We start from the raw sequence: 15,249 nt of genomic DNA on the forward strand, positions 1-15,249 counted from the left end.
TTGCCTCGACAGCCCGACGCATCTTTTTCGTTTCAATAATGACGTTGTGAGGGATTTGGACCTTGCCCTGCCTTGACCTCAGGGCGAGCGCAAGGCAACTCAACCATCGCGAAGGCAAGCGGACGAAGCATGCACATGACGATTGTTAGGGCAAAGTGATAGTATGGCGACCTCATTTCTGCGTACCCCGAGATCCGGCCGCACAAGCAATGACTTCCTGATACGCGCACGCGCACCGCTTAGGCTGGGCTTGGCCGGCGGCGGCTCTGACGTGTCGCCCTACTGCGATGAATATGGCGGCGCGATCCTCAACGTAACGATCGATAAGTTCGCCTATGCCACGGTTCAGCCCCGATCCGACGATATGGTCGAATTTCGGTCCAGCGATCTGGGTGTGACGGAAACATTCAATGTCGGCGCTGAACCGGCAGCAGATAGCCGCCTCAAGCTCCACTACGGTGTCTACCGCCGGATCATGGATGAATTCAACGGAGGAAGCCGAATACCGCTCACGCTCACTACAGAGGTGGAAGCACCGCTGGGTTCCGGCCTCGGATCCTCCTCATCGCTCGTAGTGGCGATGGTGCTGGCTCTTAGCGAACTCGTCGCGGTTCCCCTGGGCGAATATGACCTCGCTCGCCTCGCTTATTCCGTCGAGCGGAATGATCTCGGGCTCGCCGGTGGCAAGCAGGACCAGTATGCCTGCGCCTTTGGCGGATTCAACTTCATGGAGTTTTACGCGAACGACCGCGTCGTGGTGAACCCACTTCGCATTCGCCCGGACATCCATAATGAGATAGAATCGTCGATCCTACTGGTATTTACAGGCCGCTCGCGCCAGTCGGCCAACATCATAGACGCTCAGGCGAAATCCATAAGCAGCGGCGGAAAATCGCTTGAGGCAATGCATCAACTCAAGCTCGAAGCAACGCTGATGAAGGAGGCGCTGCTGTTCGGCAATATGCCGGAAGTCGGCCGAATTCTGGCACGCGGTTGGGAAGCAAAGAAGCAAACTTCCGCCGCCGTTTCTTCGCCCGAAGTTGAGAAGCTGTTTGATATCGCCCTGTCGAACGGCGCGTTGGCGGGCAAATTGTCGGGTGCTGGTGGCGGTGGCTTCGCCATGTTTTTGGTCGATCCCACGCGTCGCAGTCAGGTTGCGCATCTGATCAACGAACACGCTCTTGGGCAAACCGAAACCTGCCGCTTGATTGTCGAGGCCGCAACGAGTTGGGAGTATCCTCGGTGGGCGTGAACGGTTCAGTCCTCGTCGTCGGAGCAAAGGGATATGTTGGCGCCGCGGTCATCGCCGAGGCGGGCCGTCGCGGACTCATGACTGCAGGTACGTCATCTTTGGGCGGGAATGATCTATTATCCCTGGACCTGGCTCATGCAGAGAAGTTCGACTATCAAGCAATTTCGAAAGATTGTACGGTCGTTTTGACCGCTGCGGTCTCCAGCCCGGATCACTGCTCCAATAACTACGACAATGCCTATGCCATCAATGTCACTGGCACGACGCATTTCATAGAGCAAACGCTTGCGCGAGGCGCGCATGTCATTTTTCTTTCATCCGATGCTGTCTATGGCGAAGCGCCTTTGCCTGTCGACGAAGACGCCCTTTGCAGGCCGGTCGGCACCTACGCCGAAATGAAACTAGAGGTGGAACGCCGCTTTTATGGCGATCCGGGCTTCAAGGTCTCGCGGCTTTCCTATGTCTTCTCACGACAAGACAAGTTCACGCGCTACCTACTCGATTGTGCCGCGAATGGCAGCACGGCCGACATATTCCATCCGTTTGCGCGCAACGTGATCCACCGCGAGGATGTAGTAGACGGCCTTCTCGCACTGCATGCCCGTTGGGAGAGTACGGAGAGTGTGATCAATTTCGGCGGGAGCCGCTCGGTTTCCCGGCTGGACATCGCACGAGCCATCAAGCGCCTGGTTGCCCCACAGCTTGACATTCGGGAGATTTCTCCCAGCCCTGATTTCTTCAAAGACAGGCCGCGGGAAATCCAGCTCGTGTCCACCCGGCTTGAGTCTCTTCTCGGACGACCCTTACGGTCGATCGTTCAAGCAATCCAAATAGATTTTAACATCGGAGATCGTTGATGGCATCGAAGGCGCTCATTACGGGCATCACCGGAATGGTGGGATCTCACCTTGCGGATTACCTGTTGGCAAACACGGACTGGGAAATCTATGGCCTGTGTCGGTGGCGCAGCCCGCTGACTAACATTCATCATCATATCCCGCGCATCAACGCAAAGGACCGGATGCATCTACTCTATGGAGATCTCCGGGACTCCCTGTCGCTCGATCAGGTAGTGCGTGACAGCAAACCAGACTACGTCTTCCATCTCGCAGCGCAGAGTTATCCCAAGACCAGCTTCGACGCGCCGATTGAGACCTTCGACACAAATATCGAAGGGACCGAACGCTTACTCGCCGCTCTGCGGCGGCATGCCCCTGAGTCCGTGATCCACGTATGCGCGTCTTCGGAAGTCTTTGGTCGCGTGCCGAAAGAAAAGCTGCCCATTGACGAGGAATGCACCTTCCACCCCGCATCGCCATATGCGATCTCCAAGGTGGGAACGGACCTCATCGGCCGCTATTATGGCGAGGCCTATGGCATGAAGGTCATGACCACGCGCATGTTCACCCATACCGGCCCACGCCGCGGCGACGTGTTCGCCGAGAGCACCTTCGCAAAGCAGATCGCTCTCATCGAAAACAATCTGATCCCGCCGGTTGTGAAGACTGGCAATCTCGACTCTCTGCGCACTTGGGCAGACGTGCGGGATGCGGTGCGCGCATATTACATGCTCGTTACGGTCGAGCCAACGCCGGGTGCCTATTACAATATCGGCGGCGATCACGTCGCTTCGGTGCGTGAAATGCTCGACACTTTGTTGTCCTTTTCGAAGGTCAAAAACATAAGCGTGGAAACCGACCCGGAACGGCTCCGCCCGATCGATGCCGACCTTCAGGTTCCCAACATCAGGAAGTTCCAGGATCATACCGGTTGGAAGCCCGAAATTTCCTTTGAAAAGACAATGGGGGACTTGCTCGAATATTGGCGGGAGCGGGTGGCGCGCGAGGGCAACTTCCTGACTCGCTGATTCTCATGTGGCTTCATGACAACGACCGCGCAGTGATCGAAAGACAGGAACACCGTGCGGCGACCAGAGCGATAAGGCGGGGTGGTCGCCATTGCCTTGCCCTGTGGCAACGGTTATGCCCGCTCTATAGCCCATCTACTGGACGGTCACCCTTGCCTATCTATATCAAGCCTACTGCTGGCCGCCGAGGTCTTAGGTTTACCGCCAGAAAATGGGCGCTCCTTGCCTGTGCGATGCCTGCCTTGCTGTCAGGATGCTCCTTTGTTCCAGCAGGCGGCCCGGGGTCCGGCACCATCAACCGCAGCGCAGACCGCATGGTCGGCGAAAACCCCATTCGCATCATTGACCTTGACGCTACCGTGGCCAAAAGGGTTGCAGCCAGCACGGTTCAGGCGAGCTTTTCTGATACCTTAGGTGATGGCACGCCTGTCGGGTCGCTTATCGGCCGAGGCGACATCGTGAACGTGGAACTCTGGGAAGCACCCCCGGCGGTGCTGTTCGGTGGAGGCATTGTCAATCTGGGGTCTGGGGCAACAGCGAGTCCGCGTTCACAATTGACCGAACAGATGGTCGATCCCGAAGGCAAGATTTCCATCCCGTTCGTGGGACTTGTCCAGGCCGCCGGTCGCACGCCCACCCAGTTGGGCCAGGCGATAGAGAAAGGCTTGGCCGGCAAGGCTCACGCGCCGCAAGCGTTGGTGAAGATCATCACCAGCGCCTCCCGAAGCGTGACCGTGATGGGCGAAGTGAACAACAGTTCACGTGTAGCCCTGACACCCAAAGGTGAACGCCTGCTTGATGTGCTGGCAAGCGTAGGCGGAACCCGGCAGCCGGTCGGGAAAATGACCGTTCAAGTGACGCGTGACAGCCGCACGGTTTCCATGCCGCTGGAGCGCGTCATTGCCAATCCACCGGAAAATATCCGCCTTCAGCCCGACGATCTCGTGACCGCGCTCTACCAGCCATACAGCTTTACCGCCTTGGGCGCTACCGGCCGCAATGAAGAGATTCCCTTCGAAGCTACTGGTATCACTTTGTCTCAGGCACTTGGCCGCGTTTCTGGGCTGCAAGACATGCGGGCAAATGTATCGGGCGTCTTTATCTTTAGAATGGAGTCCCCAGCAGCGCTGGGCAGCGACGCCGGTGGGGAAAAGATACCGGTCATCTATCGCATCAATCTTCGGGATCCCGTACTATTTTTTGCCGCCCAGAATTTTCCTATACGCAATCAGGACATCCTGTACGTCTCCAACGCGCCACTCGCCGATCTCCAGAAATTCGTCAACGTGATTGCATCATCCGTTCTACCGGTGGTGACAGTCTCCACGATCGTGCCATGATAACTGCCTTACACCTGCTAATGTTTCCACCTGACTTGACCGAAGCAGGCATGGCATCATGATCACGCTGGAATCGGTCACCAAGCTTTACGATACCCGTCGCGGTCCCAAGACCGTGTTGGATAATATCAACCTATCCATAGAAAAGTCGGAGAAAATCGGCATTCTAGGCCGGAACGGCGCCGGAAAGTCGACGATGATCCGGATCATCAGCGGCGCAGAACGGCCGACACAGGGAAAGGTTCACCGAAGCATGTCGGTGTCCTGGCCACTTGCGTTCGGCGGAGCCTTCCAGACAGGTCTGACAGGAGTGGACAATATCCGCTTCATCTGCCGGGTTTATGGCGTCAGTACCAAGGACAAGATCGAGGTCGTCGACAACTTTGCGGAACTTGGTGCTTATCTGTACGAACCATTGCAAAATTATTCCTCAGGCATGCTATCCCGTCTCGCGTTCGGCATTTCCATGGCGGTGGATTTCGACTGCTTCTTAATCGACGAAGTCGTCGCTGTTGGCGACGCCCGTTTCCAAGAAAAGTCTCGCACGGAGCTCTTTGAAAAACGCCGGCACAAAGCCATGATCATTGTATCACATGATCCAGGCTTTATTCGTGAGCATTGCAGCCGCGTCTATGTTCTAGAAAATGGAAAGATTAGCAGCTTCGTGGACGTAGATGAAGCATATCATTTCTATCACAGAATACTTTTGCTCGAATGATTGTAGCGAAGCGTATGACGATATGGACGGAATTATACCGATGAAGTTCAATATTTGGCGTAAGTTGCGGGCGATCCGATCCTTTGGGAAGGAAGCGCACTACACGTTGATAGGGCACCGTGATCGGGAAATCCGTAGGGACATTGACGAATTGCGCGGAGCTATAGCCACATTGCAGCTCGAGCGCTTCATTCAGGAATGTGCCAATCCTCACAGTGGAGCCGAACTCGCAGTTATTACGTGCCTACCACCAGACGAAACAGGCATTGCACGCTTTTCCGAAAGCCACTTGTCGGTTTGGCCGGAAGACGTCGACATCTACACCCACATCACCGATCCTTCCAAGATCGTTCATGCAATGCGTATCATATCCGGTAAGAATTCAGGTGCCAACCTCTTCTCGTTGGAAAGCTTATCCTTCAATCATCTCCGGCGCCCCTATCGCAACATCGTGTTTGTCATCGGCAATTCAGACCATAACGTAGTGTTATTGAAAGCACTCAAAAATTTTATTGAGGGCTTCGGATCGGAGAGTGTCCACTGTTATCTTCATGACCCCGCATGCTTTAACGTCACGCGTCACGTCCTCGGCCTAACCGAACAGGCATTTGCGACGCGACTCGCGGAACTGCATGGAAGGAAAGTTAAAGACATCGTTGGCAGCAACAAACATGTATTCGATTGTTTTATCGATGCTGGGATATTCGGGCCGCGAATTATTTCTCATATGTTCGGTGTACGCAGTTTCATTGTCAACAGCTTGGCCGCAAAAGAGATGATTCTCTCGAATTGCGGCGATCAAGCCCTGCATGTTGGGGTGTTATACCATCCGGTTTTCGAGTTGGAGAAGGGGGTTGATCCCGAATTAGGCGAATCCGAAAGTAGTGGCGAGTTGATAATCGGCTCCTACGGCTGCCCAAGCCTCAATAAATTGACGGACGTTGTAATACATGCTTGCCAAATTTTGGTAAACGAAGGCCGAAACGTGCGCCTCATTCTATCTGGTTATGGCAGCAAGGTGTATTTAGATCGTCACTTCGGCAATGAACCACCTTCCTGGATAGACGGTCGGCACCATTCTAATGAAGCCGATTTCCAGCACGATATGGTTGAATGCGATATCGCGATTCAGCTTCGGAAGCATAATCTCGGTGAAAGTAGTGGTGTCGTTCCCACTTTGCTTAAGATGAAAAAAACCGTGATCACATCGCCTATCGGCGCATTCACAGCTTATGGTGATGCAGTCGTGTATTTTGATGGCGATGCCACAGCTTTAGCTGACCTGTTGCGACAGAATGTGCGCGTTTCGGTGGAACGCATTCATGATTTCGTCTCGACACATGGGGTGGAACAGTTCAACGATGCTTTTCGGGTCATATTGAATCACAACAATGGGATTACGCCACTTCCTACGCCAGCATTGAATATTGCAGCAAACCCCAAGGTTTCGGAGGCGGCATCCTGATGCCTTCCATTCGACAACTCGTCATTCTGGCGGGCGGCAAGGGCACGCGTCTTGGAGAGCATGCCCGGTCCACCCCGAAGCCTATGATGGCGATTACCGAGCAGAGGGTATTTCTTGATTACATCATAGAAAATGCGGCCCGGCAGGGCTTTGTCGACATTTTGATTGTCGCGGGCCATCTGGGGGATCAGATATCCGCGCGCTACCATCATGCCCACTGCAACGGCGCCAATATCTCGGTTTTCGTTGAGCCCGAAGCGCGCGGGACAGCGGGTGCCTTGACATTTATAGGCGAGCGGCTTGCCGGCGCCTTCCTTGTGACAAACGGCGATACTTTCTTCGACATCAACTTTCGCGCGCTTGCGTCAAAACTTGAAGGTTCGCCGCATTTCGATGCCGCGATTGCGCTGCGGACCGTTGAAGATGTCGGCCGCTACGGATCTGTGGAAGCAAACATAGCTGGCCTCGTCACCGAATTCAGGGAAAAGGACGAGAGCAGGCTTGGACAGCAAGGCGTCATCAACGGTGGCGTTTATGCGATCCGTCATCGGGCGCTGTCAACGATCTCGAAATATCCTGCATCTATCGAAACTGATCTTTTTCCGTACCTTGTAAAGGCAGGTACATTGGGTTCGGTGCGCGTCGAGGGATATTTCATCGACATAGGCCTTCCTGAAACTCTTGAACGCTGTCGGATTGAGCTACCCCGCCGTCGTCGCGCCGCCCTCTTCCTGGACCGTGATGGAGTATTGAACCGAGACATCAACTATTTGCACAGACGCGAAGATTGGCAATGGATCGATGGCGCAAAGGAGGCCATTCGAGCCGCCAACGATGCGGGGCATGCCGTAATCGTTATAACCAATCAAGCGGGGATCGGACGTGGCAAATACCGTGAATGCGACGCGGTTTCCCTTCATGCCTGGATGCAGGAAGAACTTCACGCATTTGGCGCATTTGTCGATGCGATATACCTCTGCCCTTACCATCCTGATGCGGTAGCAGAAGCATATCGAATCCAGGTCCCGTTCGACCGCAAGCCGGAACCCGCCATGCTTCTGCGCGCTGCGCGACAGCATGATCTGGATCTCTCGCGCTGCCTGTTCGTCGGTGACCAATCCAGCGACGCTGCTGCGGCCGACGCTGCGGGGGTTACTTTTCTCCATTTCAATGATGGGAATCTGCACCGGAAAATTCTGAGCGACGAAAAGGGCCATGCACTATTTGCCGCTTCTACCTGATCAAACAGGACTCCCGTTTAAGATAATTGCGCTGCGGCGGGCGAATCTCGACATGCTCACGCAAAAAACGCTGCGCCATCCAATAAGCCCGAACCTACTAAACTATTACCGATGGTGACCACATCAACGATCAATGTTACAGGAGGCGCATGAGAAAGCTGACAAAATTGGTCCATCGGCTGAAAACGGCCAACACGGAATTACCAGGCAATCCAACTAGCGGGGCAAGCGTGATCAAAGACTCAGAGGATCAACCCGGCGGCCTGACGCTTGAAGACAGAGAACTGATTGGCTTCATCGAGACGCTGGACAAGAGATTGGCTTCTCTCGAGCATGATCTTTGGGTTGCTCAAAGGCAAATGGCCGAGATCATTGATAAAGAAGGCCATAAATGATAAAATTGCGCCCGAAGTTGCCAGCGAACCGGACGCTTTTGGCTGATCTGCTCAATCAGCAGATTAAACGGCTTACTGCGCTCGAACGCGAGATCACCAATTTGATGGCTTCTCTCGATGAGCGCAGGCAGAAACGCTGACACGAGTTCCTGATAAGAGAACCATCATGCAGAAGATCCATATCGTTTCGGTGATGCAGCCGGACAATCTTTGGTGCCGCAATCATACGCTCCTCATGACTCGAGCATTGTGCGAGAGTTACGACGTCGTCATTCTCTCCGACAAGTTGTTTCCTCTGACAGAAGAGGAAATGGATTTCTTTCCAGAAGGACGGGCGCCGATCCTTCAGAACATATATGCTTACTTCCAGTATGATCGCGCTGAAGATGATTTCATACTATATCAGCTGGCGAACAACGATCACTTTGGATGGATTGCAGAGTGTTTTCTCCGCCATCCTGGCACAGTCCTTATGCATGACATCAGTTTATTCTGGTTGCTCTGCCAAACTACTGGACTGAAGCATACGTTCATCGAAGAGGAAATCGGCATATCCAATGCGATCATGCTTAAAAATTCTCTTGACTGGAACAAGCCGCGCCTCGCCGCGACCGGCGTGCATGCTGCTTATTTCAATCGAGCCATCCTCCAATATGCCTCAGGGATAATTACACATTCACCATATCAGGCAGAAAATTTCCGCAGAAAATTCCCTGATCTCCCGGTGCATAGTGTCCCGTTGATCCCGAACTTCCTTCATCCGCTGACGCCGCTGGACGACCGCAGGGATCTAGCTCAACATCGCGCCGAACTCGGCATTACTGAAAAGACGATCACCTTCGGCGTAATGGGCTTTCAGGCGTTTCATAAGCGCCTTCCCGAACTGCTGGAGGGATTTTGCAGGCTGGAACCCGATGCCGATGTGAAATTGTTGCTTGTCGGCAAATGGGATGCGGAAGTCCGTAAGCAGTGCGCGAAGAGCATTACTGAACTGGAGCGTCGCGGCTGGGTGCTACTGGTTGACCGCTATGTGCCCGAAGTGGAATTAGAAACATTCATTGCGATAAGCGATGTGGTCGTCAACTTCCGCTATCCCACGGCTGGTGAAAGCAGTGGCATTGCTTGCCAAGCTCTCGCCGTTGGCGTTCCACTTCTGGTGAACAAGATTGGATCCTTTGTGGATCTGCATGAAGACAGTGTCATTCGGGTTCCATTCGCTGTCGATGGCGCAGAGGACGATGCAGTGGCCGAGGTTCTGCGTAACATCACGCGCAATCCAGAGTTCTTGAGAGAAAAGCAGCGAGCGGCCCGCGCGAACGTCTCATTTTATAGAATGCAGCGCTATAGTGCGGACTATTGCCGGATCGTCGCGGAACAGATGCACAATTACGTCACCCGCCGCAGCAAGGCGGTCGAGCGCCTAGCCATCCGCCGAGAAAACGACGCTTGGTTCCCCAAGAAACGCGCGAGCGGCGGCCATGTGGCAGTTATTCTTGAAAGCAACGGAAAAGGCATTTCCCTTACAAACCCTCTAATGGGCGATCGCGAAATACTCTCGATCGTTCACCGGGAAATGCGACGCTCCGACGGGAAAAGGCCGGAACTGAACGGAGCCTTGCAGTTGTCCATGCTGAATGCCATCGGCCAGCCCCTGAACGTGCTTGAGCCGGGCCTTGATCTCTCAAGCTATTCCAGCCTTTGCCTGACGTGCTTACCTAGCGGCGGCAAAGACGAACTGAAATCGCTGATTGACATCATATCCACTTTGCCAATTGGCGCCCGTGTGATCGTCCCTGAGGCGTTTTTGGATTTCATAGCGATGGGGCAAGGATTTCTTGAGGCAGGCCTAGGCAAGAACGTGAATGACTATATGAATACGCTTCTACTGGAAGATAAATACGCTGCTGAAGTGAGCATCTATCACTACGGACTGCATATCCTTGAAGACCTGCACCTTGTGGATCAGCGTTTCTTGGTCCTGCGGTACGGATCTACCGTGCATACAAGCACCTGAGCGCGCCCCTCCAGATGCGTAGCCGGAGGCATCTCACTCTGGCCATCATGGAAGGTTCAGCATTGTAAGTGGACGGGGCATGATCGATGTCACTTGCCCAAGGGCAGGGACCATCGGTAGGATGATATTGCAATTTCCGTCACTGGTAGCGCCAGAGAAGAGGTTTTGATGACAACCCCACCCTTTTCCAGGGTCTTTGATTTCTCACGGACCGATCAAGCAATGACATTGAAGGGTTTCTTCGGAACCGAAAGGACCGGTCGGTGGAGTGATGGGGCCATCGCGCATGCTCTACTCCATAATGAAACCGATTGGCCACAGGCGTTAGCAATCGAGATTGAAGCATCACCTTTCGTGCCGAACGATGTGGGCAGACAATCCGTTGCGATCAGCGTAAATGGCGCAAAGGTGGGCGATTTCGCATTTGAGCGACATCTCGAGCGCGTTCGGCTGGACATACCCATCTCCCTTGATCGAACCGCTGCCAATAAGCCGTTAGAAATTGATTTTGAAATAGATAAACCTTCAAAGCCGGCCAATCGAGACATGAGCGAGGACACTCGCGATCTTGGTTTGTTCGTCTTCAACATCAAGGTTAACGGGCGCGAGGCCTCTGGGCGGCAAAATGCGGGCAATCCCTATAAGGGGCTACCGGAACATCAGTTTTGGCGCCGCTCGATTTCTGCGGTCGAGAGTTTCCGGGTCGATCCGGTCACAAATCCGCGTTTCCGGATTTCGCAGAACGCGCGGGTAGGCACTGCCGGCAGTTGCTTCGCCCAACATATATCAAGACGCATCTCCGCCGCCGGCTTCAACTATTTCGTCACCGAGAAGGGCGAAATGTTGGATGAACGCGAACGGGCTCCCAATAATTATGGTACCTTTTCTGCCCGGTACGGCAATATATACACTACAGTGCAACTGCTTCAGTTGTTTGATGAAGCTTTCGGAATGCGGACGCCGGCCGAAACGGCATGGATCCGCCCCGATGGCCGGTTTGTCGATCCTTATCGGCAGCAGGTCCAGCCCAACGGCTTCGCCAGCGAAGAGGCTGTACTGGCTGACCGGCGAAGCCACCTGGCGGCGGTTCGTCGCCTATTCGAGGACACCGACATCTTCGTCTTTACGCTCGGCCTGACAGAGACTTGGCAATCCAAGGAGGACGGCTCAGTTTTTTCGGCCGCGCCAGGTGTCGTGGGGGGGGGCTGGGATGCCGACAGGTATGAGTTCATCAATCTGGATCTCGAACAAACCTATGGTGCGCTCGAAGAATTCCTCGACAAGTTTCACGCGATCAACCCAAATGCCAAGGTGTTGCTGACGGTTTCACCCGTCCCGCTCATCGCAACCTATGAGCCGCGTTCGGTGCTGGTTTCCACGGTGTACAGCAAATCAGTATTGCGGGTCGCCTCGGAAAAAGCGTTGAAGCGGTTCGACTGGGTAGACTATTTTCCGTCTTTCGAGATCATCACGGGAAGCTCATCAGGAGGCCTCTATTATGAGGCGGATTATCGTGAAGTGAATATGCGCGGGGTGTCTCATGTAATGCGGTGCTTCATGAGACACTATATCGAGGGATCAGAAACAGAAGCCCCAGAATTGTCACGCGAGATCGCTACAAACTCTTCTATGTCGACGATCATCTGCGATGAAGAAATTTTGGATAAGGTACGGAATTGATGTTAGCTATGGAAAAATGGTTAGTCATCTCGGCGTGTCAAACTGTCGGCCTTGCCAATTGCATCCAGTCATTGGTCCCAGACGTGCTTGTCACGGGGATTGATTTTGCTCAATTCAATTCTGACCCCAAGCGTTTCGGAAACGAAATGAGCAGTTACAGCAAACTGTTCATCAATCCCGGCGTTTCTGACCTTCTACCAGCCGACGAAATTGACAAGATCGCAGATCATGTTGCCGCACCGGCAGTCTTTTTCCGCGCTTATCATCCCGATTTAGTCTATTTGGAGCGGGACGGAAAAGTGCTGTTAGGCCCATTAGGTGATTATCATTCAGCAATTGCCTATGCCTGTTATATGAATGGGATGAGCATCTCCGACACTTTACGCCATTTCAACGGCAGCTTTTACGAACGGTGCGGGTACATGTCCATATGGGTATCGGAAAGAGACCGATTGATCAGGGAAATGGCTGATTCCGGCATAGACATTGCCGATCCCATTCGCCGTTGGGGTCGGGATCACCCATTTATGCACAGCTCAAATCATCCGCGAATTCATGCGCTTCACGATGTCGCAAAAGAGCTGGTACGCATGCAGGGCAGGACCCCGATCTCCGGCGGCATTATACCGCACGACAACTTGCAGCTTGCCCCACATTTCGCAATCTATCCCGAAATCGGTGAAGAACTGGGCGTAGAAGGTAGCTACATATTTAAGAACGACACGTATCGGCCCATTGACCTTAACGAGTTTATTATAAAATCGTTTGAGGTATATGATAGCGATCCTCGCAATCCGATCGTTCCCCACCCACATTATAAGAGTTATGTCGATTCTGTATCGAAGCACCTCTAAGGGTATTAGATAAGCATAAGCCTTCGGGACTTGGGCGATGCCCTATAGAGAAGAGGTTATTTTTGTATTTTGCGCATGTGGACTAGCGCCACGAGCATGAACAGCATATTCACCGCGGTAACATATACCAGGTCATAGTGGGCATGGACCTTTGATCCAAAAAAGCCATCTCGTAGCAGCTCCGTGCCACTTACCTGCGGCAGCAGCAACAGATAAGGCTGCACGCCTACCGGCGTAGCGTCTACCAGAAACGCGGCTCCTCCAAAGGGAAACATGAGGTAGGATGCCGGATGCCAAAGCTTTTCGACAATTTCGTATTTCTCGGAAAGAGTGCCCAGCAGCATTGCGAGCGATGCACCGAACCAGATGAGATATGCCCAACCCGCCATGACCTTGAGGAGATTCTCCGGAGGATCCACCCACCCTATCGCCATGAATAGCAGGCTGAGCGCTATGAATGACATGGTCGTCCCGATCGCCTCGAGCAAAATGCGGGAAAGATAGATATCGATTGCGCGCACATTGTTGTGATGCATCAACGCTTCGTTGATCGTGATGGCGAACATGCAGCGCGCAGGCATGTTCCGCCACACCAGCAGGCTCGAATAGCCGGTCAAGGCAAATGCCTCGATGGGTATTTCCGCGCCGTGCAGTGCCTTCATGAATGTCCACAGCGCCGTCACGCCGATGGTGAAAATCATCGGCTCGACGAACAGCCAAAGGAAGCCGATATTGTGCCGCCCGTAACGCGTCAGCACCTCACGCATGAGAAGGGCGTGAATCACTCTCCACTGGATGCGGAGTGAGCGGAAGAAGCTTTGAAACGTTGCGGCGTGCTGCACGGTCAGTCCCGATGTTCGCGAATGCCGGCGACAACCATGCGGCCTAGCGCCCAAAGCACGAGCGAAAACAGCAGCACTGAAGCTACCCCCCGCAGTTTGCGAGGCTCTGCTGCCTCATCAGGCAGGTTGGGCCGATAGAGCGTTTCGATATAAGATTGCTTCTTGTCTGCGGCGTTGCGAGCTTCCTGAAGCGCATTCAAGGCAATGGTATATTCCTTTTCCGCCAGCGTATTGGCGAGTTGCAGACGCTGGTATTCGATGCCGCGCGTCGCCATAGAATTGCGGTTGCCGGTCAGTTTGCCCTGCTCCTCGGCCACCCCCTGATTCAACGCCGCGATGCGGTACTCTATCTCCTTAACCTGCGGATTATTGGGCGCTATGGACCGCAGTTCGGACAATTGCGTACGAGCTGCCACTAACTCACCCTGCAGCTTGGTGATCAGTTCGATGCTAGCGGAGGCCTGCCGCTCGGGATCAATGACACCTTGTCTATTGCGATAGGCAGCAAGCGCGATAGAACTTTGCTGTAGTCGTGCCTGCGCTGCCTCGGCCTCCTTCCTCGACAAGCCAATCATATCGGCGCGTGCGCGCTCATTTAGCTGATTAACCACTTTCTCGGCCTGCTTCATGAGCTTCACGTTGATATTTTGGGCATCCGAAGGGGTGAAAGCGCGAACACGAACCGTCGTAATCGACGTGGAACGGTCATGTTCAATCTGAACCATATCGACGAAGTAACGATAAAGATCCTCGAATGTACCGTTCAAGCCAAAAGAGTTGAATCGGTTGAAAATTGAAATTTGCGGTCGAGTGTATGCCTTCTTGATATAATCTTTCTCATCGAGATAGCTCAAAGCAGAGCGAGAAATCATATAGGCCCGCGCAGCATAAGCATTCTCATCGTTACTGGAAGAAACTCCTGCACCTAAGATGAGTCCGAGACCATTGATCTTTGGCGTATCCGAATTACGAATAACAAAACTAGATTCTGACACGTATATGTCGGACGCCAGAACGCAGTAGTATAACGTCGACAATACAAGAGGCAGCGAAACTATTAAATGAAATGAAACGCCGATATTCTTGAATTTCTTCAAGCCATCCGACAATAAACGCTTACTTTTCAATTTGTCATCCCACAAGGCAATTGCCGATATACGTTTTTGCAGCATTGGTTCGATTTCCTCCCTCTGCTGGCGGCGTTCCGCGAGGGTCAATAGCGACTTTTCCAGCGCAAGCAAAGAAACTATGCGGAACCCACGTGTGGATCGGCGTCATCTAAATCGCGCTTCATAACATAAGGCCTTTTTTGGTCGGGAACGTCATTTACCGCGAATATGGTCGTCTTCGCAGTCGATACGGGGTCGCTGCATGATGGCAAATCTGATCTGATAGATCGGTCGTAAGGCAAACGAGCTTCGTTCGGGCACCGAGGGTCCACGTTCATCGGGCAATGCCGGCAAGGACGTCGGCGAGTTTCTCCAGGCTGCAGACTGCATTCCGGGATCGCGATGAGCGCGATATCGGAATCTTGGTCACCGGCAGGAAAAACTGGCTGTGCAGTGATACTGCCACGGGCTT

General features: G+C 53.5%; 14 protein-coding genes. 12 read left to right on the forward strand and 2 right to left on the reverse strand.

All coding sequences use genetic code 11. The annotated features are described in order from the left end of the window. Positions 1-250 precede the first annotated feature (250 nt). The 12 genes from AAC640_RS17795 to AAC640_RS17850 all read left to right on the forward strand — a co-directional run bounded on the left by AAC640_RS17795 (position 251) and on the right by AAC640_RS17850 (position 12,826). Entirely contained in the window at positions 251-1,252 is a 1,002-nt protein-coding gene (locus AAC640_RS17795; RefSeq protein WP_340268703.1) for a GHMP family kinase ATP-binding protein, read from the forward strand. Further along, entirely contained in the window at positions 1,249-2,109 is an 861-nt protein-coding gene (locus tag AAC640_RS17800; RefSeq protein ID WP_340268705.1) for an NAD-dependent epimerase/dehydratase family protein, read from the forward strand. Before AAC640_RS17795 ends, AAC640_RS17800 begins: the two co-directional genes overlap by 4 nt. Then, positions 2,109-3,119 (forward strand): GDP-mannose 4,6-dehydratase, encoded by a 1,011-nt coding sequence (locus tag AAC640_RS17805; protein ID WP_340268707.1) that lies wholly within the window; start codon positions 2,109-2,111, stop codon positions 3,117-3,119. The genes AAC640_RS17800 and AAC640_RS17805 overlap by 1 nt, the downstream gene beginning before the upstream one ends. Positions 3,120-3,271: 152 nt before the next feature. Further along, complete coding sequence (locus tag AAC640_RS17810; protein WP_340268709.1) at positions 3,272-4,459, forward strand: polysaccharide biosynthesis/export family protein; 1,188 nt, start codon at positions 3,272-3,274, stop codon at positions 4,457-4,459. Positions 4,460-4,517: 58 nt separating this feature from the next. Next, positions 4,518-5,177 carry an ABC transporter ATP-binding protein gene (locus AAC640_RS17815; protein ID WP_340268711.1) on the forward strand — a complete coding sequence of 220 codons (660 nt, stop codon included), beginning with the start codon at positions 4,518-4,520 and terminating at the stop codon, positions 5,175-5,177. A 40-nt stretch (positions 5,178-5,217) separates the two neighbouring features. After that, entirely contained in the window at positions 5,218-6,642 is a 1,425-nt protein-coding gene (locus AAC640_RS17820) for a hypothetical protein (protein ID WP_340268713.1), read from the forward strand. Continuing rightward, complete coding sequence (locus AAC640_RS17825; RefSeq protein WP_340268715.1) at positions 6,642-7,883, forward strand: HAD-IIIA family hydrolase; 1,242 nt, start codon at positions 6,642-6,644, stop codon at positions 7,881-7,883. The genes AAC640_RS17820 and AAC640_RS17825 overlap by 1 nt, the downstream gene beginning before the upstream one ends. 149 nt (positions 7,884-8,032) lie before the next feature. After that, positions 8,033-8,278, forward strand: a complete 246-nt coding sequence (locus AAC640_RS17830; RefSeq protein ID WP_340268717.1) for a hypothetical protein — start codon at positions 8,033-8,035, stop codon at positions 8,276-8,278. Beyond that, positions 8,275-8,418, forward strand: a complete 144-nt coding sequence (locus AAC640_RS17835) for a hypothetical protein (RefSeq protein ID WP_340268719.1) — start codon at positions 8,275-8,277, stop codon at positions 8,416-8,418. Before AAC640_RS17830 ends, AAC640_RS17835 begins: the two co-directional genes overlap by 4 nt. Positions 8,419-8,444: 26 nt before the next feature. After that, positions 8,445-10,292 carry a glycosyltransferase family 4 protein gene (locus tag AAC640_RS17840; protein WP_340268721.1) on the forward strand — a complete coding sequence of 616 codons (1,848 nt, stop codon included), beginning with the start codon at positions 8,445-8,447 and terminating at the stop codon, positions 10,290-10,292. 168 nt (positions 10,293-10,460) lie between these two features. Then, a complete protein-coding gene (locus AAC640_RS17845; protein ID WP_340268723.1) occupies positions 10,461-11,972 on the forward strand; it encodes a GSCFA domain-containing protein in 1,512 nt (503 codons plus the stop codon). Between the two features lie 8 nt (positions 11,973-11,980). Further along, on the forward strand, positions 11,981-12,826 hold the full coding sequence (locus AAC640_RS17850) for a WcbI family polysaccharide biosynthesis putative acetyltransferase (RefSeq protein ID WP_340268725.1): 846 nt from the start codon (positions 11,981-11,983) through the stop codon (positions 12,824-12,826). A gap of 56 nt (positions 12,827-12,882) precedes the next feature. On the opposite strand, the gene AAC640_RS17855 is transcribed toward AAC640_RS17850, so the two are convergent. After that, entirely contained in the window at positions 12,883-13,668 is a 786-nt protein-coding gene (locus AAC640_RS17855; RefSeq protein ID WP_340268727.1) for an ABC transporter permease, read from the reverse strand. A gap of 2 nt (positions 13,669-13,670) precedes the next feature. Continuing rightward, complete coding sequence (locus tag AAC640_RS17860) at positions 13,671-14,885, reverse strand: hypothetical protein (RefSeq protein ID WP_340268729.1); 1,215 nt, start codon at positions 14,883-14,885, stop codon at positions 13,671-13,673. Positions 14,886-15,249 lie beyond the last annotated feature (364 nt).

The sequence above is a fragment of the Sphingobium mellinum genome, assembly GCF_037860795.1.
Lineage (GTDB): Bacteria > Pseudomonadota > Alphaproteobacteria > Sphingomonadales > Sphingomonadaceae > Sphingobium > Sphingobium mellinum.